The organism is Stutzerimonas chloritidismutans, from assembly GCF_020783375.1.
In the GTDB taxonomy this organism is placed as follows: Bacteria; Pseudomonadota; Gammaproteobacteria; order Pseudomonadales; family Pseudomonadaceae; genus Stutzerimonas; species Stutzerimonas kunmingensis.
In genome coordinates, this window is record NZ_CP086067.1 from 3,209,240 (window position 1) to 3,230,335 (window position 21,096).

Annotated in this window: 17 protein-coding genes and 1 tRNA gene; 7 read left to right on the forward strand and 11 right to left on the reverse strand. The window is 63.5% G+C overall.

Annotated elements, in window-relative coordinates; genetic code table 11:
• The first annotated feature begins 6 nt into the window (after nucleotides 1–6).
• From LLJ08_RS14880 to LLJ08_RS14890, 3 genes are all read left to right on the forward strand, one after another.
• The gene (locus LLJ08_RS14880; protein ID WP_213574769.1) at nucleotides 7–219 is read left to right on the forward strand and encodes a cysteine-rich CWC family protein; all 213 of its coding nucleotides are present in this window, start codon (nucleotides 7–9) and stop codon (nucleotides 217–219) included.
• Entirely contained in the window at nucleotides 209–901 is a 693-nt protein-coding gene (locus tag LLJ08_RS14885; protein ID WP_228207366.1) for a 16S rRNA pseudouridine(516) synthase, read from the forward strand. The genes LLJ08_RS14880 and LLJ08_RS14885 overlap by 11 nt, the downstream gene beginning before the upstream one ends.
• Before the next feature lie 80 nt (nucleotides 902–981).
• Nucleotides 982–1,055: transfer RNA gene (locus LLJ08_RS14890), tRNA-Gly, on the forward strand.
• A gap of 112 nt (nucleotides 1,056–1,167) precedes the next feature.
• Here LLJ08_RS14890 and pcaD read toward each other — a convergent pair.
• From pcaD to LLJ08_RS14915, 5 genes are all read right to left on the reverse strand, one after another.
• Nucleotides 1,168–1,956 carry a 3-oxoadipate enol-lactonase gene (pcaD, locus tag LLJ08_RS14895; RefSeq protein ID WP_228207367.1) on the reverse strand — a complete coding sequence of 263 codons (789 nt, stop codon included), beginning with the start codon at nucleotides 1,954–1,956 and terminating at the stop codon, nucleotides 1,168–1,170.
• 234 nt (nucleotides 1,957–2,190) lie between these two features.
• Nucleotides 2,191–3,396 carry a 3-oxoadipyl-CoA thiolase gene (gene pcaF, locus LLJ08_RS14900; protein ID WP_228207368.1) on the reverse strand — a complete coding sequence of 402 codons (1,206 nt, stop codon included), beginning with the start codon at nucleotides 3,394–3,396 and terminating at the stop codon, nucleotides 2,191–2,193.
• Entirely contained in the window at nucleotides 3,393–4,175 is a 783-nt protein-coding gene (locus LLJ08_RS14905; protein ID WP_023443941.1) for a CoA-transferase subunit beta, read from the reverse strand. The genes pcaF and LLJ08_RS14905 overlap by 4 nt, the downstream gene beginning before the upstream one ends.
• Nucleotides 4,175–5,029: a CoA transferase subunit A gene (locus LLJ08_RS14910; protein ID WP_228207369.1), complete on the reverse strand. Its 855-nt coding sequence runs from the start codon at nucleotides 5,027–5,029 to the stop codon at nucleotides 4,175–4,177. The genes LLJ08_RS14905 and LLJ08_RS14910 overlap by 1 nt, the downstream gene beginning before the upstream one ends.
• A gap of 201 nt (nucleotides 5,030–5,230) precedes the next feature.
• The gene (locus LLJ08_RS14915; RefSeq protein WP_014819543.1) at nucleotides 5,231–6,073 is read right to left on the reverse strand and encodes an IclR family transcriptional regulator domain-containing protein; all 843 of its coding nucleotides are present in this window, start codon (nucleotides 6,071–6,073) and stop codon (nucleotides 5,231–5,233) included.
• Between the two features lie 218 nt (nucleotides 6,074–6,291).
• Here LLJ08_RS14915 and LLJ08_RS14920 point away from each other — a divergent pair, with 218 nt between their 5' ends.
• Complete coding sequence (locus tag LLJ08_RS14920; protein WP_228207370.1) at nucleotides 6,292–6,735, forward strand: hypothetical protein; 444 nt, start codon at nucleotides 6,292–6,294, stop codon at nucleotides 6,733–6,735.
• Between the two features lie 71 nt (nucleotides 6,736–6,806).
• On the opposite strand, the gene LLJ08_RS14925 is transcribed toward LLJ08_RS14920, so the two are convergent.
• A complete protein-coding gene (locus LLJ08_RS14925) occupies nucleotides 6,807–6,956 on the reverse strand; it encodes a hypothetical protein (RefSeq protein ID WP_172602778.1) in 150 nt (49 codons plus the stop codon).
• Between the two features lie 418 nt (nucleotides 6,957–7,374).
• Here LLJ08_RS14925 and LLJ08_RS14930 point away from each other — a divergent pair, with 418 nt between their 5' ends.
• Nucleotides 7,375–8,190 carry a DUF1206 domain-containing protein gene (locus LLJ08_RS14930; protein WP_228208951.1) on the forward strand — a complete coding sequence of 272 codons (816 nt, stop codon included), beginning with the start codon at nucleotides 7,375–7,377 and terminating at the stop codon, nucleotides 8,188–8,190.
• A gap of 125 nt (nucleotides 8,191–8,315) precedes the next feature.
• Here the strand turns inward: LLJ08_RS14930 and putP (LLJ08_RS14935) are convergent, their stop codons facing one another.
• Together putP (LLJ08_RS14935) and LLJ08_RS14940 are read right to left on the reverse strand one after the other, a co-directional pair.
• Entirely contained in the window at nucleotides 8,316–9,800 is a 1,485-nt protein-coding gene (gene putP / locus LLJ08_RS14935) for a sodium/proline symporter PutP (protein ID WP_090519144.1), read from the reverse strand.
• A 213-nt stretch (nucleotides 9,801–10,013) separates the two neighbouring features.
• Nucleotides 10,014–12,035, reverse strand: a complete 2,022-nt coding sequence (locus LLJ08_RS14940) for a TonB-dependent receptor (RefSeq protein ID WP_014819537.1) — start codon at nucleotides 12,033–12,035, stop codon at nucleotides 10,014–10,016.
• A gap of 226 nt (nucleotides 12,036–12,261) precedes the next feature.
• Here LLJ08_RS14940 and LLJ08_RS14945 point away from each other — a divergent pair, with 226 nt between their 5' ends.
• Nucleotides 12,262–12,486, forward strand: a complete 225-nt coding sequence (locus LLJ08_RS14945; protein ID WP_014819536.1) for a DUF3203 family protein — start codon at nucleotides 12,262–12,264, stop codon at nucleotides 12,484–12,486.
• A 131-nt stretch (nucleotides 12,487–12,617) separates the two neighbouring features.
• On the opposite strand, the gene putP (LLJ08_RS14950) is transcribed toward LLJ08_RS14945, so the two are convergent.
• The 3 genes from putP (LLJ08_RS14950) to LLJ08_RS14960 form a co-directional block, all read right to left on the reverse strand.
• Complete coding sequence (gene putP, locus LLJ08_RS14950; RefSeq protein WP_228207371.1) at nucleotides 12,618–14,102, reverse strand: sodium/proline symporter PutP; 1,485 nt, start codon at nucleotides 14,100–14,102, stop codon at nucleotides 12,618–12,620.
• Between the two features lie 245 nt (nucleotides 14,103–14,347).
• On the reverse strand, nucleotides 14,348–17,509 hold the full coding sequence (putA, locus tag LLJ08_RS14955) for a bifunctional proline dehydrogenase/L-glutamate gamma-semialdehyde dehydrogenase PutA (RefSeq protein ID WP_228207372.1): 3,162 nt from the start codon (nucleotides 17,507–17,509) through the stop codon (nucleotides 14,348–14,350).
• Nucleotides 17,510–17,772: 263 nt separating this feature from the next.
• Entirely contained in the window at nucleotides 17,773–18,528 is a 756-nt protein-coding gene (locus LLJ08_RS14960; RefSeq protein ID WP_041014735.1) for an AraC family transcriptional regulator, read from the reverse strand.
• A gap of 125 nt (nucleotides 18,529–18,653) precedes the next feature.
• On the opposite strand from LLJ08_RS14960, the gene lon reads away from it, so the two are divergent.
• Nucleotides 18,654–21,041, forward strand: coding sequence for an endopeptidase La (lon, locus tag LLJ08_RS14965; protein ID WP_041014714.1), 2,388 nt, complete (start codon nucleotides 18,654–18,656; stop codon nucleotides 21,039–21,041).
• Nucleotides 21,042–21,096: the final 55 nt, after the last annotated feature.

Genomic DNA, 21,096 nt, shown 5'->3' on the forward strand with positions numbered 1-21,096 from the left:
AACGCTATGAGCGAGCCTGTAGATCCTTCCAACTGCCCGCTCTGCGGTCAGCCTAACCAGTGCGGCGAGTGCGACCCTGCCGCCGCCCAGCCCTGCTGGTGCTTCACGACCCCAATCCCCGATCACGTGCTCGAGCGCATTCCTGCCACGCGCCGAAATCAGGCCTGTATCTGCGCGCGCTGCGCACGCAGCCAAACCGCTCCTCCAGATGCGCCTTGACCGCTACCTCGCCAATCGCGCACGTCTAAGTCGTCAGGACGTTCGGCGCCTGCTGGCCGAAGACCGAGTGCTGGTGAACGGCGAAACCAGCCGGATAGTGGATCTGGAAGTTCGTGTATTCGACCGAATCGAGCTGGACGGAGAGATGCTGCAAGCGGGGAAAGCGGCGCGCTACCTGATGCTGCATAAGCCGGCAGGCTGCGCCAGCGCTACCCAGGACGCGACACACCGAACCGTGCTCGACCTGATCGACGAGCCGGATAAGCAAGACCTGCACATCGCCGGCCGCCTCGATTTCAATACCACCGGCCTTATGCTGCTCACCAACGACGGCCAGTGGTCTCGCCGCCTGACCCAGCCTACCAGCCTGCTGGGCAAGGTCTATTTGATCGAAACCGAAGACGAGATCGACCCGGCCTGCGTTGACGTTTTTGCCCAGGGCATGTATTTCCGCTTCGAAAACCTCACCACCCTGCCCGCCGAACTCATACTGCTCGAACCCCGTCGCGCCCGTCTGACCCTGCACGAGGGCCGCTACCACCAGGTCAAGCGCATGTTCGGTCGCTTCAACAACAAGGTCACCGCCCTGCATCGCGAAAGCATGGGTCCTCTGACGCTGGACCTAGCACTGAAACCCGGCCAGTATCGATCGCTGACCGAGCAGGAGATCGCTCAGATCTGAACCCTTTTCGCCTGCCCGTCAGAAAAACCCAATGCCGCCCTTCATTTCGCCCAAGCCTTCTGGTAAAAAGGCACCCCTGAGCGGGCGTCGTATAATGGCATTACCTGAGCTTCCCAAGCTCATGACGAGGGTTCGATTCCCTTCGCCCGCTCCAGTCTTCAAGGCCCTGCTTACGCGGGGCCTTTTCATTTGCGGCTGAGCAACCTGCAGATGGTTCGCCTTCCGCCAGAGGTTTCATGCGTCGTCGGCCCAACCACTGACTGCTCTCAGCCGCGCAGGAACGCCAGCACTCGCTGTGTGAACGCGTCGCCGGCTTCTACGTTCGATAGATGCGCAGCCTCGAATGCGACCAGTTCGACGGCGGGGATATTGGACTGGATGAACTGGCCATGCTCGACGGTTGTCACCGGGTCCTTGGAGCCGCAAACGACCAGTGTCGGTGCCTTGATCGCGCCCAGCTGTGCGCGATAGTCGGCATCGCGCACAGCCGCGCAGTTGGCGGCGTAGCCGTCTGGTGAGGTGCTGGCGATCATCTCGGTGATGCGTGCCACAGCCGCTGGGTTCGCCTCGGCGAAGCCAGCTGTGAACCAGCGAGCAATGGATGCATCACGCATGTCGCGCATGGCTTGCTCGCGGCCGGCCAGGACGCTATCGATGCGGGCGTTCCATACTTCGTCGGTGCCGATCTTAGCTCCGGTATTGCACAGCACCAGTCGTTGCAGCCGGTCGCGGGCATGGATTCCGAGCCACTGTCCGATCAGCCCGCCCATGGAAAGGCCGCAGAAGGAAAAGCGCTCGATGCCCAGTGTGTCTAGCAGGGCGAGCACGTCCCCCCCCAGCTGCTCGATACTGTAGGGTCCAGTGGTGACACTCGACTCGCCATGGCCGCGCGTATCGTAGCGCAGCACTCGAAAATGCTCTGAAAACGCGGGAACCTGCTCGTCCCACATGCCCAGGCTGGTACCCAGAGAGTTGGAAAGCACCAGCACCGGCGCGTTATTCGCACCGTCGAATCGGTAGTTCAGGCTTGCATCAGCCAGTTTTACACTCGGCATTGTTCTACTCACTCGCATTATGTTCGGCCAGTGTGCTTGATCAAGCACAGCCTGATTCGGAGATTCAAGCGATCACGGGCGGCTTCGCCGATGCTCTGCGCGTGCCTTGGCAGGACGCACGACGCACGACGTAGAGGTCTAGCCCAAATCGATACCGCGCAAGCGCTTTCCGCTGAATGCTCGCAATGCGTCACGGTCGAGATCGCTGCCACGGCAGTCTGCGCCCGATCCAGGTCAGACCCGCTCCACTACCAGCGCCAGCCCCTGCCCTACACCGACACACATGGTCGCGAGACCGAGACGGCCACCGGTTTTCTCCAGCTGATGGACTGCAGTCAGCACCAGGCGAGCACCGCTCATGCCAAGCGGATGGCCCAGGGCGATGGCGCCGCCGTTGGGGTTCACCTTCGGGCTGCCATCTGACAGGCCGAGATCGCGAGTCACGGCCAGGCCCTGCGCGGCGAAGGCTTCGTTCAGCTCGACCACATCGAAGTCGCTTACCGCGATATTCAGGCGCTCACACAGCTTGCGCACTGCCGGCACCGGGCCATACCCCATGACCCGCGGGGCGACGCCGGAACTGGCCATGCCGAGCACCTTGGCGCGGGGTTTGAGGCCATACTTCTGCACCGCTTCGGCACTGGCGAGGATCATCGCTGCGGCACCATCGTTGACGCCCGAGGCGTTGCCGGCGGTGACGGTCTTGTCCGGGCCATTGACCGGCTTGAGCTTGGCCAGCGCCTCGGCCGTTGTATCGGCGCGCGGGTGCTCGTCGGTATCGACTACCGTTTCGCCTTTCTTTCCCTTAATCACCACCGGAACGATTTCTTCGGCAAAGAACCCGCTCTGTTGAGCTACCGCCGCTCGCTGCTGGCTGCGCAGCGCGAAGGCGTCCTGATCGGCGCGACTTATCTGCCACTCATCGGCGACGTTGTCAGCAGTCTGCGGCATGGCATCCACGCCATACATTTCCTTCATCTTCGGATTGATGAAGCGCCAGCCAATGGTGGTGTCCTCAATCTTCTGGGTGCGACCGAACGCCGTGTCGGCCTTGCCCATCACGTAGGGCGCGCGGGACATGGACTCGACGCCGCCGGCCATCGCCAGCTCCATTTCACCGCAGGCGATGGCACGAAACGCGGTGCCCACGGCGTCCATGCCCGAGGCGCACAGACGGTTGAGGGTCACGCCCGGCACCGTATCCGGGAGGCCGGCGAGCAGCGCGGCCATGCGCGCGACATTGCGGTTGTCCTCCCCGGCCTGGTTGGCGCTGCCCATGAAGACTTCCTCGATCGCCGCAGGATCGAGCTGCGGGTTGCGCTCCAGCAGCGCCCGCAATGGGATCGCAGCCAGGTCGTCAGCGCGTACGGCTGCCAGCACACCGCCGAAGCGGCCAATCGGCGTGCGTACGGCATCACAGATGAATACCTCGCGGTTCATTCCTCACCTCCCAGCTGACCATGGGCGGCAGCCGTGCGCGCTTCCAGGGCGCGCAGCGCTTCCAGCTCCTCGGCACGCGGCGCCTCGGTGACGACCACGTTGTCGGCGAAGCGGATCTGCCAACCGGTGTTCTCGATCACCTGCTCGCGGGCCACACCCGGATGCAGAGCGGTGACCACGAATTCGTTAGTACCCTCTTCCGGTTCCATGATGCACAGATCGGTGATGATCGCCACCGGACCGGCACCCGGCAGGCCCAACTGCTTGCGGTGATCGCCGCCCTCACCGAAGCCGACCGAGGTGATGAAAGCCAACTTGTCGACGAAGGTGCGATGCGACTGCTTGAGGATGATCAGCACTTGCTTGGCGCTGCCGGCGATCTCCGGCGCGCCGCCGGCACCTGGCAGGCGCACCTTGGGCTGGTGGTAGTCACCGATCACCGTGGTGTTGATGTTGCCGTACTTGTCCACCTGCGCGGCGCCGAGAAAGCCGACGTCGATGCGCCCGCCCTGCAGCCAGTAGCGGAAGATTTCGCCAGTCGGCACCACCGTGTCGGCAGTTTCGGCCAGCTCGCCGTCACCGATGGACAGCGGCAGCACCGAAGGCTTGGCGCCGATCGGGCCGGATTCGTAGATCAGCACCACTTCCGGGGCGTGGGTCAGGCGGGCCAGGTTGGCGGCCTTGGACGGCAGGCCGATGCCGACAAAGCAGACACTGCCATTGCCAAGCCGACGGGCCGCGGCGACGGTCATCATTTCGTTTGTGTTGTAAGCGCTCATCAGTTGGCCTCCTGCTGGGCGATCTTCGCGCGATAGGCGGCGAAGTCGGCGGTGCCGCGAATGTAGGTGTCGATCCAGGCGCTGAACGCCTCGCGGTCACGGGCGATCGGGTCCCAGGCCTGATAGAAACGGTTGTCTCGCTCGTAGTAGCCATGCGCGTAGGACGGGTGCGCGCCACCCGGCACCAGGCACACCGCGCTCAGGGCCCAGGTCGGCAGCACGCAGGCGTTCATCGGCGCCTGGAGGTCATCGACGATCTCTTCGACGGTGACGATGCAGCGCTTGGCTGCCAGGGCGGCTTCCTTCTGCACACCAAGAATGCCCTGGATCAGCACGTTGCCCTTGCGATCGGCCTTCTGCGCGTGGATCACGGTGACGTCCGGGCGCACGCTGGGTACGGCCGCCAGCACTTCCCCGGTGAACGGGCAGGTGACCGACTTGATCAGCGGATTGACTTTGGGCAGGTCGGAGCCGCCATAGGCACGCAGCACCGCAAATGGCAGACCAGAGGCGCCGGCGACGTAGGCATTGGCGAGGTCGGCGTGGCTGTGCTCCTCGATCTCCAGCGGCTGCGGCCAGCCCTTCTCCACCGCATCACGCAGACGATGCAGCGAGCCGACGCCGGGATTGCCGCCCCAGGAGAAGATCAGCTTCTTCGCGCAACCGGCACCGATCAGCAGGTCGTAGACCAGGTCCGGTGTCATGCGCACCAGGGTCAGGTCCTTGCGCCCCTGGCGCACGATTTCATGGGCGGCTGCGGTGGGAATCAGGTGGGTAAAGCCTTCCAGGGCGACGGTGTCGCTATCCTGGATGAAGCGCTCGACCGCTTCGCGGAGCGAGAGGAGTTCAGCCATGAGTCGGATCTCGTGTTGTTTTCAGTACGCCAATTGCGTTGTGAAAACGTTAACGGTCCATCCCCAGCCAAACAATCCGATAATCGACATACCGTTCGATTATCGAACGCATTAGACACCGTATCTGCGTGATGAACGACGCCGACATCAGCGCGAGAAGCTAGCCAGAGCACCGTAGTCGCGAATGCTGCGAGCATCCAATCAATGGAACAGCCGGGTGCTCAATTCACGGCTGGCTTCTAGCAGCACGGGCAGGAATCGGGTCTCCAGCTCCTGACGCGAGACGCGCCCGGCATGGGTGCCGACGTTCAGCGCGGCCAGCACCTGGCCGGCGGAATCCTTGAGTGGAACGGCCAACGAACGCAGGCCCATTTCCAGTTCCTGATCGATGATGACCCAACCCTGCTGACGAATCTCGGCGATGTTTTCGCGTAGCGCCTCGGGGCTGTGCAAGGTGCGACTGGTCTTTACTTGCAGGTCGGCTCGCCCCAGGTAGTCGTCGAGCGCCGCGTCATCCAGCGCCGCCAGCAGGATGCGGCCCATCGACGTGCAATACGCCGGCAGCCGACTGCCCACCGACAGATCCACCGAAATCAATCGCTGTGGCGTGGCCGAGCGTGCCACGTAAAGCACCTCATCACCCTCCAGAGTCGCCATCGAACAGGCCTCATGAAGCTGCTCGCTGAGGCGGTCGAGAATCGGCTGCGCGGTAACTGCCAGCGGCGTGGACGACAGATAGGCGTGGCCGAGGGTCAGCACCTTGGGCAACAGCGAATAGGTGCGCCCGTCGGTGGTGACGTAGCCAAGTTTCATCAGGGTATGCAGGCAGCGGCGCACCGCGGCGCGGGGAATCTCTGTGCGGTGGCTGATCTGCGCGATGGTCAGGTGGCGCTTCCGCTCCTGGAACGCATGAATCACAGCCAACCCGCGCGCCAGCGAAGTCATGAAGTTGGGATCGCCGGTTAGCGCCTCGATGCGTTTGGCGGGGGACGCGACGATGGGCGGCGCCATCGGTGGCTGGAGAACTCGTGAATCATCGGTCATGCAGGACACCCCGGACGCTGACATCGGGGGCGATTATCGGTTCATCGACCGATAATCGCCAGCGTCGCACCCAGAGCACCCGGCATGCCAGAAATACCCCCCGTAGCGCGCAGCGACACCGCGGTCAAGAGCGCATTGACTCTAGCGTTGCGTAAGAAGATCGGTGGCAGGAAGCGACGGCGAAGATACCAACCCCACTGCATGCAGCGGGAGATTACGTGGCGGCATGCTACGGCGTAAGGAGGAACTCAGAGCGAGTCAGGCTACGGCTCATCGTCGGCGGCAGCGCCATGCCACTACCACTCGCGGCGACGATCGCGATGCTGCTGAGATCTAGCCGGGTGGTAGCTCCTTTGTTGAACAGGGTGGCGCACCGCGTTCTGCTTGTTATGACGGTCGCCGCCTTGGCTGTAGTGCCGGGAAGGATGGTCATTACGCTTGCCTCGATGCTGCTCGTAGCGTTCTTGTCGAACCACCGCCGGTGGAGCATGGCGGGAATAACCGGAACGGTCGTACTGGTAATGGCGACTTGGATAGGCGTCGTACCGATACTCTCGATAATCACTGTGGTAATGAGACCGGTGATAACCGTGGCCGGTGTACTCATGCACGGTACAGCCGCTCAGCAGGAACACCCCGAGAAACAACACGAGAAGACGTGACATAGATGACTCCAAAGACAGGCAAGGCCTCATCGGCCTTGCCTGAGTGTGACCAGCCGGCGCCTGGCGCCTCAGCAGTTACCCTTCTTGGCCTGGCCTGGTGGACAGTGCGGCGGGCCGCCACCACCGTCACCGATATCAATGCCTATGCCTGGCAGACGCAGACTGCAACCGGACATCAAAAGTGCTGTCAGTACAACTACAAGAAGACGAGTGCTCATCAGCAATTTCCTTTCATCCGATGTCCCGGCGGACAGAACCCGCCACCATGACCGTGACCGCCGATATCCAGGCGAACCGCATCTGCGTCGCCGACCCGCGCATGCACACCAGGGGCACTGAAGCTGCATCCGGCCAACCCAAGCACCGCCCCGAGCAATATCACCTTCACATAGTTCATCGAGATACTCCTTGATTCTCCGCAGGCACCCCGGCCCTTCCAGCCAAGAGCGTGTAAACGCTACTGGGCGATGAATCAGACCTTTGCCGTTTCGTCCCGTTCCCTCGTCGGTATTAATTCTTTTTGCAGCGGATGGAGCCTTGCAGGCTGAGAATCTGAGCGAACCGAACGGGCCGCAACCGCGTCCCAACTATGACGACGCTGTATCGGATGATCTCAATTTCGGAGCGAAAGCGAATATGAACGTGACACGTGGAGTGGTCTGGCTGGCACGCAGCGGCTACGCGGCGCGGGGCGTGGTGTACGTCATCGTCGGCTTTTTTGCCGTCATGGCGGCGCTCGGTTCTGGGGAAACGGTGGACACTCGCGGCGCAGTTCAGCAACTGCTCGGCGAGCCATTCGGGGCGATACTGCTCTGGCTGGTGGTAATCGGCCTGCTCGCGCACGTGGCGTGGCGGCTGACGCAGGGCATCGGTGATACCGATCGGCACGGGCATGACGCCAAGGGTCTGCTGATCCGCACGGGGCTGGTGAGCAGTGGCGTGGTCAACTTGCTGCTTGCACTGTTCACGCTGAGCATGCTGGTGAGCGGGCTGGACCGCTTCTCCGAAGGCGGCGGCGGTTCCGGAGGCGAAAGCACCGACAGCCTCATGCGTTTTCTTGGCCTGAAGCACTCTCACTGGCTGATATGGGCGATTGCGCTGATTCCACTTGGAGTCGCCATTGCGCATCTGATCAAGGCATGGCGTGCGCATTTCGAGCGCTACTTCCAGTGCGATGAACGCACCATGCATCTGGTGCGCCCCGTTTCCAGTGTTGGGCTGGCTGCACGTGGCTGTTCCTTTCTGATAATCGCCGGGCTGTTGTTCATGGGCGGTAGCCGCTACGAGCCCACCGATCCACCGGGCCTCAAGGAAGCGCTCGAAGCGCTTCAGGGCATGCCTGCGGGTGGCGCGCTGCTGTTGGCAATCGGGGTCGGCCTGCTGGCCTTCGCTGTGTACAGCTTCGCCGAAGCACGCTGGCGGCGGATCGACTTGTCGGAAGTGACGAATTGAAGCCCGGACAGCCTCGACGGAGAGGCCGGGCAGTGGCAAATATCGATATGGGGCGGAACGGTTAGAACCGGGACACCGGTTCCAACCGCAGGTCGAGCCGCCATGCTCGACCTGCGCTGTGCAGATCAGCCGGCGTGGTAGTCCGCGTCGGCTTCTTCGAAGCGCTTGACGATACTCGGGGCGGGTTCGGCGCCCATCTTGCTCACGACATAGATGGCGATGCTGGCGAGGATGAAACCGGGGATGATTTCGTACAGGCCCAGACCGATGAACTCCTTCCACACCACCACAGTGACCGCACCGACCAGCATGCCAACCAAGGCACCGTTACGGGTCATGCGCTTCCACAGCAGCGAGATCAGCACCACCGGCCCGAACGCCGCGCCGAAGCCCGCCCAGGCGTAGGACACCAGGCCCAGCACCTTGCTGTCGGGGTTGGAGGCGATGCCGATGGCGATCAGTGCGATCAACAGCACCATGCCGCGGCCGACCCAGACCAGTTCGGTCTGCGAGGCATTTTTGCGCAGCATCGCCTTGTAGAAGTCCTGGGTCAGCGCGCTGGAGCTGACCAGCAGCTGGGCACTGAGGGTGCTCATCACCGCCGCCAGCACGCCGGAGAGGATGATGCCCGCAACCCAGGGGTTGAACAGGATCTTCACCAGCTCCATGAATACCCGCTCGCCGTTCTGGCTGACCGCACCGGCCTGCTCCGGATGATCAGCGAAGTAGGCGATGCCGAGGAAGCCCACCGCGACCGCGCCGGCCAGGGTCAGGATCATCCAGGTCATGCCGATGCGGCGGGCATTGGGGATGGTCTTGATCGAGTCGGCGGCCATAAAGCGCACCAGAATGTGTGGTTGGCCGAAATAGCCCAGGCCCCACGCCAGCAGCGAAATGATGGCGACGAAGGACAGCCCGCGGAACATGTCGAAGTTGGCCGGGTTCTGCGCTTCGATAGTGGCCATCGCGGTGCCCATGTCGCCGAGGGCGAGAATGACGAACACTGGCGTGATCAGCAGCGCGAAGATCATCAGCGTGGCCTGCACGGTATCGGTCCAGCTCACTGCGAGGAATCCACCGATGAACACGTAGAGGATGGTCGCCGCTGCACCGACCCACAGCGCGTATTCGTATGGCATGCCGAAGGTGGACTCGAACAGTCGCGCGCCGGCCACTACGCCCGAGGCGCAGTAGATGGTGAAGAACACCAGGATCACCAGGGCGGAGAATATCCGCAACATGCGGCTCTCGTCCTCGAAACGATGGGAGAAGTAATCCGGCAACGTCAGGGCGTTGTGGTTGTGCTCGGTGTGCACACGCAACCGTCCGGCGACGAACAGCCAGTTGAGCCAGGCGCCGACGATCAGGCCAATGGCGATCCAGCTTTCCGAGAGACCGGCGACGAAGATCGCACCGGGCAAGCCCATCAGCAGCCAGCCGCTCATGTCGGAGGCACCGGCCGACAGCGCCGTGACGAAGCTGCCGAGGCTGCGACCGCCGAGGATGTAGTCGGAGAAGTTCTTGGTGGCGCGGTAGGCGATGAAACCGATCAGGATCATCGCCGCGATATAGACCACGAAAGTGATCAGAGTGGGAGTGCTGACGTTCATGGGACTTGTTTTCCTTGTTGGTCCTGACGTTCCATCGCCAGCGCGGACAACGACCGGCACCCGCAACGGAACAATCGAGGGGCGCAAGGATAGCGCGTCATCCGCGTACTTGCGCGTGACCGCGAGGTTCTGCGTGCCAGACCGCCTTCCTTAACGAACGAGGGCCGACAGTAGCTGCCGGCCCTCAAGGTTGCTGCAGGAGACTTGCTCGCCTTAGAACGCCAGGCGCACGCCCACGGTCAGGTTGCGCCCAGGCAGCAGCACCTCATCCTTGATGAACGAGGTGTGCTGACGGGCCTTCTCGTCCAGCAGGTTGTTAGCCTTGAGGTAGAGCAGGTAATCGGTCTGGTTCAGCGAGCCGCTGTAACCGAGGCTGGCGCCCAGCATGTTGTAGCCGCCGGTCTCGCTTTCGTAATCGGCCAGCTCGTCCTGACGCTGCACGCGATAGAACTCCAGCTGGCCGTTGAGCGCCGGGGTGAAGCTCTGATCCACCCGCACACCGAGGCGATCGGCGGGAATACGCGGCAGGTCGCCGCCGCCGTCGCGCAATTTGCCGCGCACGTGATCGCCGAACAGGGTGAAGGCGACGGCGTCGGTCGCCTGGAAGCGCACCTCCCCTTCCGCCCCGGTGAGCACGGCGTCCTGCTGGCGGTACTCGATCTCGCGGTAGCCGCCACCGATATCGTTGCCGGTATCAGCGGCATAAATGAAGTCATCCACCTCGTTGCGGAAGACGCTCAGGCTGAAGGTCGAGCGGCCGGCGAACTTGCGCAGGGTGATCTCGGCGTTATGCGAGGTTTCCTCCTCCAGGTCGACATTACCCAGCTCGACGGTGCGGGTCGCGGCATGCGGGCCGTTTGCGTAAAGCTCTTCGGCGCTGGGCAGGCGTTGCGAGCGCGTCAGCGAGAAGCCCAACGAGTACTGCGGAGCGAAGGTCCAGACCGCACCGGCGGACATCGAGGTGCCGCTGTGATCGGTATCCGGGCGGCCATCGGCATCGATGTCCTGCCATTCGTGACGCAGGCCGAGTTCATAGCGCCAGGCGCCGGCGGTGTATTCCTCGAGCAGGAACAGGCCGTGGTTGCGCGTCAGCGTCTGCGGCACGTAGGCCTCTTCGCCGAGGGCTTCGAAGTCACGCCGCAGCGTCTGCGCGCCGAGCACACCGCGCCAGCCGAACATTGGCTGATGGGTCAGCTCCAGGCGTGCGTCGGTGGCATCGTTGTTGAAGCGGGTGCCCACTTCCCCGCCTTCGATTTCCTTGTGCTGATAGTCGCTGTGGCCGATGCGCAGCCGCGCAAGCTCGAATCCCGGCAGCGGATCGCTCAGCTCGCCGCGCAGATCCCAGCGCTTCTGGCGCATGTCGACATAAGGCACGCTGCCATGCTCGTCATGATCATGGTCGTCGTCATCGTCGTGATCATCATGGCCACCGCAGTGCCAGTCGCTGCCGTGGGTGTGGCAATCGGCGTGCTCATGGGCCAGCAGCCCGTAGCGATTGTTCTGCTCACCGTAGGCGGCGCCGATGTAACCGCGCTCGCCGATGAAGCTGGCACCCAGATTGAAGCTGTCGGTGTCGTTGTAGGAGCCTTCCTGCTTGTCCGGCGAACCGGGGATTTCATAAGGGTCGGCCTGGCGCTTGGTGCCTTCGGCGCGCACGGCGAAGTTGCCGCTGCCAGCGGTGATTCCGAACACCCCTGCCCCTTCGTTGGCGACGCTGTTGGTGCGCAGCTCCAGCTCGCCTTCGTAGCCCTTCTCCGGCACGCGGGTGGGGATTTTCTTGTCGATCACGTTGACCACGCCGCCGATGGCGCCGCCACCGTAGAGCAGGGTTGCCGGCCCCTTGAGGACCTCGATGCGCTCGGCCAGTAGCGGCTCGCTGGTCACCGCGTGGTCGGGGCTGATGGTCGAGGCATCGAGCAGCTCCACTCCATCGCTCAGCACCTTGACCCGTGCGCCATCCAGCCCGCGAATCACAGGGCGCGCCGCACCGGCGCCAAAGCTGCTGGAGCGTACGCCAGGCAGGCTTTCCAGCGTTTCGCCCAACGTTGCCTCGCGACGCAGCACCAGCTCATCTCCCTCCATCACGGCAGCCGGCGTGGTCATCTCATGGCTCTGTTTGGCCAGGCCGCTGGCGCTGACCACGACAGATTGCAGTTCGACCGGCTCGGCGGCCCAGGCAGCCGGAACCAGGGCCAGGCTGATCGCCCAGGCCAGGGGATGACGCTTCAGTTTCATGTGACTCTCCAGACAGTGGCGGTTGCTTCCGAGGCAACCGAAGACGGCTGTGCGCCGGCATCCGGTAGCGGAGCCAGCTTCGCGGGGCGAGAATCTAACATGTTATATCGTAACATTTAAGCCTGTTTTTCCAGTAACAGGTACAACGGATGCACCCTGTTCGTGGTCGACATGGAAACGCCGGGCGAACCGCGCGCGGCTTTTGCACCGCTTCGGGAGATAGATCATGACCGTAGACATCGACACCACCACCGGCACCTGCGCCGTGGTCATCAACGGCAACACGCACCGCAGCGCCCTGATGGACGTCCGCATCACCACCGATCCCCAGGCACGCATGTCGGTGATGAATATCGACGGCACCAGCATCCACGTGCCGGAAGACGAAGCCGAACACCTGATTGCCGCGGGTGCAGTGGACGACCGATCCAATCTGGTAGCGGACGACTGAATCTGCGACAGAAACGCAAAACCCCGGCTAGCCGGGGTTTTTTGCAGGTTATTTAAAGCAAGATCCGCTGCAGCAACCGACTGTGGGAGCGCGCCCCCGCTTCGCGCCGCGGCGACACTCCGACAGTAGCCTTAGCCGGCGTGGTAATCCGTGTCAGCTTCCTCGAAGCGCTTGATGATGGTCGGGGCCGGCTCGGCACCCATCTTGCTCACTACATAGATGGCGATGCTGGCGAGGATGAACCCGGGAATGATTTCGTACAGGCCCAGGCCGATGAACTCCTTCCACACCACCACAGTGACCGCACCGACCAGCATGCCGGACAGCGCACCGTTGCGGGTCATGCGCTTCCACAGCAGCGAGATCAACACCACCGGCCCGAACGCCGCGCCGAAACCGGCCCAAGCGTAGGACACCAGACCCAGTACCTTGCTGTCGGGGTTTGAGGCGATGCCGATGGCGATCAGCGCGATCAGCAGCACCATCGCCCGGCCGACCCAGACCAGTTCGGTCTGCGAGGCGCTCTTGCGCAACATGGCCTTGTAGAAGTCCTGGGTCAGGGCGCTGGAGCTGACCAGCAACTGAGCACTGAGCGTACTCATCACCGCCGCCAGCACGCCGGAGAGGATGATGCCGGCGACCCAGGGGTTGAACAGGATCTTCACCAGCTCCAGGAAAACACGCTCACCATTCTGGGTGACCGGTCCGGCCAGTTCCGGATGTCCGGCGAAGTAGGCGATACCGAAGAAGCCCACCGCCACGGCACCGGCCAGCGTCAGGATCATCCAGGCCATGCCGATGCGGCGGGCGTTGGGGATGGTCTTGATCGAGTCGGCCGCCATGAAGCGCACCAGGATATGCGGCTGGCCAAAGTAGCCCAGGCCCCACGCCAGCAGCGAGATGATCGCGACGAAAGAGAGCCCGCTGAACATGTCGAAGGCCGCCGGATTCTGCGTGGCAATGGTGTCCATCGCGGCGCCCATGTCGCCCAGGGCGAGGATGACGAACACCGGGGTGATCAGCAGCGCGAAGATCATCAGCGTCGCCTGCACGGTGTCGGTCCAACTGACGGCCAGGAAGCCACCGATAAACACATAGAGGATGGTCGCCGCGGCGCCGATCCACAGTGCGTACTCGTACGGCACGCCGAAGCTACTCTCGAACAGCCGTGCGCCGGCGACCACGCCCGAGGCGCAGTAGATGGTGAAGAACACCAGAATCACCAGCGCGGAGAAGATCCGCAGCATGCGACTCTCGTCCTCGAAGCGATGGGAGAAGTAATCCGGCAGCGTCAGGGCGTTGTGGTTGTGCTCGGTATGCACACGCAACCGTCCGGCGACGAACAGCCAGTTCAGCCAGGCGCCGACAATCAAGCCGATGGCGATCCAGCTTTCCGACAGACCGGCGACGAAGATCGCACCGGGCAGGCCCATCAGCAGCCAGCCGCTCATGTCCGAGGCACCGGCCGACAGCGCAGTGACGAAGCTGCCGAGGCTGCGACCGCCGAGGATGTAGTCGTCGAAGTTCTTGGTGGCGCGGTAAGCGACGAAACCGATCAGGATCATCGCCGCGATGTAGATCAGAAAGGTGATCAGCGTGGGTGTACTGATGCTCATGTGTGTCCCTCGTTAGTTGTTGTTCGGCGTAACGCGAGCGGGCCCACGCTGCACCTTGGCAGAGGGCGATAGCGAAAAGGCCATCACCTGTGACAGACCCAACCCGGGCCCGTCAGTGGCGGAAGAGCGTCCGCCAACTGTCCAATTGTTGTTGTGTTCCGGCCGCCTGAGCGGCCGGGAGGTTTAGCGTGATGCGCCAGGTGAATGACCAAGGCCATTCACTCGGTGGTACAGCGTGAATGCGTTCAGTCGTCTCCGAGCGACAGCAGCGAGGCGTTGCCGCCCACCGCTGTGGTGTTGGTGGAGGTGGTCCGCTCGTTGGCGAAGCGCAGCACATAGCTGGGGCCGCCCGCCTTCGGACCGGTGCCGGACAGGCCACAGCCGCCGAACGGCTGCACGCCGACCACGGCACCAATCTGGTTGCGATTGACGTAGAGGTTGCCGACCCGCGCCAGCTGCTCGATGCGTTCGGCGGTTTCCTCGTTGCGGCTGTGTACGCCGAGGGTCAGGCCGTAGCCGGTGCCGTTGATCGCCGCCACGACCTTTTCCAGGTCCGCCGCGTCGTAGCGCACCACGTGCAGCACGGGGCCGAACTGCTCCTTCTTGAGCTGGTGAATGCCGTCGATTTCGAAGGCCACCGGCGCGACGAAATGACCGTTCAGACCAGCCGGCAATGTCGCCTCGGCGATCAGGCGCCCTTCGCTCTTGAGCTGCTGTATATGCGCCAGCAGGCCTTCACGAGCTTCCTGGTCGATCACCGGGCCGATGTCGTTCTCACGCAGATGGGTCGGGCCGACGTTCAGCTCGGCCATGGCGCCCTTTAGCAACTCAATCACCCGGTCAGCGATATCACGCTGCACGTAGAGCACACGCAACGCCGAGCAACGCTGGCCGGCACTGGTGAAAGCGGAGCCGACGGCGTCCTTGATCACCTGCTCGGGCAGCGCGGTGGAATCGACGATCATCGCGTTTTGCCCGCCGGTTTCGGCGATCAGCGTGGCGATCGGGCCTTCCTTCTCGGCCAGCTGGCGGTTAATGATGCGCGCCGTGTCGGTGGAACCGGTGAAGCACACGCCGACCACCCGCGGATCGCGACAGAACACGCCGCCCAGGGTAGCGCCATCGCCTGGCAGAAAGGCGATTGCCTCTTTCGGCAATCCAGCTTCAAACATCAGTTCAAGCGCACGCGCAGCGATGAGGCTGGTCTGCTCGGCCGGCTTGGCCAGCACGGTGTTGCCGGCCACCAGTGCCGCGGTGATCTGGCCGAGGTAGATCGCCAGCGGGAAGTTCCACGGACTGACGCAGACAAACACGCCGCGGCCTTCATGGAACAGCTCGTTACGCTCGCCGGTGGGGCCTTTCAACTCTTCGCGACCGAGCTTCTGCCGCGCCTGCTGAGCGTAGTAACGGCAGAAATCCACCGCCTCGCGTACTTCGTCGATGCCATCCTGCAGCGACTTGCCGGCTTCCACGGTACACAGGGCCATCAGCTCGGCGCGGTGCTGCTCCAGCAGATCGCCCAGGCGCTCCAGCACGGCGGCACGGGCTTCCACCGGCGTGGCATTCCAGGTCGGCCAGTAAGCCGCCAGGCGATCGACGGCCTGGCGCGCCTGCTCGGCGCTGGCGAACTGGGCCTGGCCGACGACCTTGTTCAGGTCATAGGGGCAGCGCACGTCGGATGGCGTTCCGGCGAGTCTCTGCCCGCTGATGACCGGCGCCGCCTGCCACTGACGCTCGAGGAAGGGCTGATAGGCGCTGGCCAGGTCGTTCCATTGGTTCTGGATATTCATGTTGATCCCTTGGGAGTTCTTGCGATTGCCGAACAGCGCCGGCGGCAGCGGAATGCGGGGGTTGCCCGGTGCGGCGAATCTGCGCAGCTGGCTCACCGGGTGATCGATCAGCGATTCGACCGGCACGCGCGGGTCGACCAGCTGATGAACGAAGGACGAGTTGGCACCGTTCTCCAGCAGGCGGCGCACCAGATAGGGCAGCAGATCCTTGTGCGCGCCGACCGGGGCGTAGATGCGGACGTTGCGGGCGTACTTCTCGATCACCGTGTCGTACAGGGCATCGCCCATGCCGTGCAGGCGCTGGAACTCGAACTCGCGCGGCTGTGAGATTTCCTCGGCCATGGCCAGGATGCAGCTGACGGTGTGCGCGTTGTGGCTGGCGAACTGCGGGTAGATCACCCCACGGGTTTGCTCGGACAACAGGTAGCGCGCGCAGGCGAGGTAGGAGGTGTCGGTGCCTTCCTTGCGCGTGTAGACCGGGTAGCCGTCCAGGCCCTGGACCTGGCACTGCTTGATCTCACTGTCCCAGTAGGCGCCCTTTACCAGCCGCAGCGGAATGCGTTCGCCAAGCTCACGACCGAGCAGCGTCAGCCAGACCAGCACCGGCAGGCAGCGTTTGGAATAAGCCTGGATGACCAGGCCGAACTCACCCCAGCCGGCGATAGCCGGGTCGCGCAGGAGCTTTTCGTACAGTTCCAGCGACAGCTCGAGGCGGTCGGCCTCCTCGGCATCGATGGTGATCCCGACATTGCGCTGACGCGCCAGTACGGCCAGTTCGCGCACACTGGCGAACAGCTCGGTGAGCACGCGCTCGCGCTGGGCGACTTCGTAGCGCGGATGCAGTGCGGACAACTTGATCGACACCGATGGCCGCGGGCCCTTGCCGACCTGCGGCTCGGCGCCGACGGTCTCCACGGCCTGACGGTAGTCGGCCATGTACTTGGCGGCGTCTTCGGCAGTCAGTGCCGCCTCGCCGAGCATGTCGAAGGAATAGGTGTAGCCCTTCTCGCGCTCGGGACGGCCGTTCTTCAGCGCTTCGGCGATGGTCCGGCCAAGCACGAACTGCTTGCCCATCAGCTTCATCGCCTGGTTCATTGCGCTGCGGATCACCGGCTCGCCGGAGCGCTTGAGCAGACGACCGATGACGTTCTTCGGACGGCCATCGGCGGTTTCCGGATCGACCACCTTGCCGGTCATCACCAGCCCCCAGGCGGCGAAGTTGACCAGCACGTTGTCGCTCTGGCCGAGGTGGCGTTCCCATTCGGCGGCGTTGAGCTTGTCGCGGATCAGCGCGTCAGCCGTGGCGGCATCCGGCACCCGCAGCAGCGCTTCGGCCAGGCACATCAGCATCAGCCCTTCCTGGGTGTCCAGGCTGTACTGGCGCAGCAGCGCATCGAGGGTATCGACGGCATTCTCACGCCCGCGCACCGCCTCGATCAGGCTGCGCGCGCGCTCGCGAATGGCGGCAATGCCCGCCTCGCCGGGATCGGCAAGCTGCAGCAGTTCGGTGAGATATTGCGCCTCGTCAACGGCGTAGTTGGCGCTGATGGCGGGAAAGAATTCCGCGGCTTTCTGGTTGGCGAAGGCGCCTTCCAGCACGTGACCGGCCTTGAACATGCGCCGCTCCTCTTGTGATTGTGTCTGCTTATAGGTCTAGTCCACGGCCAGGCTGATGGTGCAGCACAAGACGAAGAGCCAGGTCGGGAGACGGAATGTAGGGTCTGCAAGACGAGCCGTTCTTGCGCAAAACTACGGAAGTTTTACGAAAAACTACGAAAGCCGGACGCGGAAACACGGCCGTAATGAAAGCGCACCAGGATGGCGCAGGAATATACCCCTGGTAGCTGAAAAGCCCGAAAACAGGGCAATCAGGAGAAAGCTCAGGAGTCCGACTTGCGCAATCCGCGAGGGGTCAGACCGAGGTAGCGGCGAGTTGCCGTGGTCAATGCGCTCTGGCTGGAGAAACCGCACTCCTCGGCAATCCGCACCAGTGGCAGCGGCGTTTCGCGCAGCAGGCGGGCGGCACGATCGAGGCGGGTCTTGAGCAGGTACTGGTGCGGCGTGAGGCCGACGCAATCCTTGAACTGGGCGTGGAAGTGGCTGGGGCTGAGGCAGACCACCTGGGCCAACTCGGCGACCGTGATGCGTCGCGCCAGGTTGTCCTGAATATGGCTGTCCAGCCGCTGCAGATCGAGCGGTCCGGCCGGGCGCTGAACTGACTCGCCGAACAGTCGCAGGTGCAGTGCCCGCAACAGCACGCCGCCCAGCGCCCGGGCCAGCAGCGGATCGCTGCCGTAGCGCGCCAGCTCGGCACCGGCGTAGGCCAGCAGGTTCTGGAAATCGGCATCCAGCGCCGGATAGCGCGGCGCCTCGAACAGGCGGGCCAGCAGCTCGGGGTCCTCGGTGACGACATCCTGCTCGTCGAGATCGATGATCAGCATGCGGTTGTCGCCCATGCCGGCGAAGCCGTGGTCGGCATCGCCCGGCACCAGACAGGCGCGCATCCGGCAGACTTCGCCACCGGAGCCATTGACCTCGAATTCCGCGCGCCCAGAAAGCGACATCACCAACTGGTGATAGTCGTGGGCGTGCTGGTGAGTCTGGTCATCCAGGCGAAGCAGACGGGCGTTGAGCATGATGGGCACCTGTGCGTGCAAGCACTGTACCGAAGCCTGCATGAAGTGCCCACCCCCATGCGACGGGATTGAAATCATCCGGGCCACCACCCATCTAAGGTGCACGTATTCGCAACGGGTGCCGCATGAACGACGACGTCAATCAGGATCATATCGAGCAGGAAATCATCTCCTCCAACGGTCTCGTACTGCCCGATCAACAGCAGCCGGACAAGCTCTACATCATCCCGGTGCACAACCGACCTTTCTTCCCGGCGCAGGTGTTGCCGGTGATCGTCAACGAAGATCCCTGGGCCGAGACCCTGGATCGCGTGGCGAAGACGCCGCACCAGCGCGTCGCACTATTCTTCGTCGACTCGCCGGTGCTGGACATGGCCACCTTCGACCCGGACAGCCTGCCGGAGCACGGCACCATGGTCCGCGTGCATCACGCCTCGCAGGAGGGCGGCAAGCTGCAGTTCGTCGCCCAAGGCCTGGCGCGGGTGCGCATCCGCGGCTGGCTGCGGCGCAAACCGCCGTATCTGGTGGAAGTCGATTACCCGAAAAGCGATGACGACCCGCGCGACGAGGTGAAGGCCTACGGCATGGCACTGATCAACGCGATCAAGGAGCTCTTGCCGCTTAACCCGCTGTATAGCGAGGAGCTGAAGAACTACCTTAATCGCTTCAGCCCCAACGACCCGTCGCCGCTGTCGGACTTCGCCGCCGCGCTGACCACCGCGCCTGGCGTGGAGCTGCAGGAAGTGCTGGATACCGTGCCGGTCTTGAAGCGCATGGAGAAGGTGTTGCCGCTGCTGCGCAAGGAAGTGGAAGTCGCCAGGCTGCAGAAGGAGCTGACCGGCGAGGTGAATCGCAAGATCGGCGAGCGCCAGCGCGAGTTCTTCCTCAAGGAACAACTGAAGATCATCCAGCGCGAGCTGGGTATTACCAAGGACGACAAGAGCGCCGACGCGGACGAGTTCCGCGCCCGCCTTGACGGCAAGGTGGTGCCGCCCGCCGCGCAGAAGCGAATCGACGAGGAGCTGAACAAGCTGTCGATCCTCGAGACCGGCTCACCGGAATATGCCGTCACCCGCAACTACCTGGACTGGGCCACCGCCCTGCCCTGGGGCGTGTTCGGCCAGGACAAGCTCGACCTCAAACGCGCGCGCAAGGTGCTGGACAAGCATCACGCAGGCCTCGACGACATCAAGAACCGCATCCTCGAATTTCTCGCTGTCGGTGCCTTCAAGGGCGAAATTTCCGGCTCCATCGTCCTGCTGGTCGGCCCACCGGGCGTGGGCAAGACCAGCATCGGCAAGTCCATCGCCGAATCCCTCGGCCGGCCGTTCTATCGTTTCAGCGTCGGCGGCATGCGCGACGAAGCGGAGATCAAGGGTCACCGTCGTACCTACATCGGCGCCCTGCCCGGCAAACTGGTGCAGGCGCTAAAGGATGTCGAGGTGATGAACCCGGTGATCATGCTCGACGAGATCGACAAGCTCAGCAGCAGCTACCAGGGCGATCCGGCCTCCGCGCTGCTGGAGACGCTGGACCCGGAACAGAACGTCGAATTCCTCGATCATTACCTGGACCTGCGCCTGGACCTGTCCAAGGTACTGTTCGTCTGCACGGCAAACACCCTGGACTCGATTCCCGGCCCGCTGCTCGACCGCATGGAGGTGATCCGCCTGTCCGGCTACATCGCCGAGGAGAAGCTGGCCATTGCCAAGCGTCACCTGTGGCCCAAGCTGCTGAATAAGACCGGCGTGCCCAAGCAGCGCCTAGCCATCAGCGACAGCGCCATGAAAGCGGTGATCGAAGGCTATGCACGTGAAGCTGGTGTGCGTCAGCTGGAGAAGCAGCTGGGCAAGCTGGTGCGCAAGGCAGTGGTGCAGTTGCTGGAAGCCCCCCAAGCGGTGCTGAAGATCACGCCGAAGGATCTGGAAAGCTACCTCGGCAAACCGGTGTTTCGCAGCGAACAGGTGCTCTCCGGCGTCGGCGTAATCACAGGCCTCGCCTGGACCAGCATGGGCGGCGCCACCCTGCCGATCGAGGCCACGCGCATCCACACGCTGAACCGCGGCTTCAAGCTCACCGGCAAGCTCGGTGACGTGATGAAGGAATCGGCGGAGATCGCCTACAGCTACGTCAGCTCGAACCTGAAAACCTTCAAGGGCGACCCGGAATTCTTCGACCAGGCCTTCGTGCACCTGCACGTGCCGGAAGGCGCGACGCCCAAGGACGGCCCCAGCGCCGGCATCACCATGGCCAGCGCGCTGCTCTCGCTGGCGCGCAACCAGCCGCCGAAGAAAGGCGTGGCCATGACCGGCGAGCTGACGCTGACCGGTCACGTATTGCCGATCGGCGGAGTGCGCGAGAAGGTGATCGCGGCGCGGCGGCAGAAGATTTTCGAGCTGATCCTGCCGGAAGCCAACCGCGGCGACTTCGAAGAGTTGCCTGCCTACCTCAAGGAAGGTCTGACCGTGCATTTCGCCAAGCGCTTCGCCGATGTGGCCAAGGTGCTGTTCTGACGCGGGAGGAGCTGCAGACCAGCTGTAGTCGAAGGGTGGAAGTCGCGCTGCACTT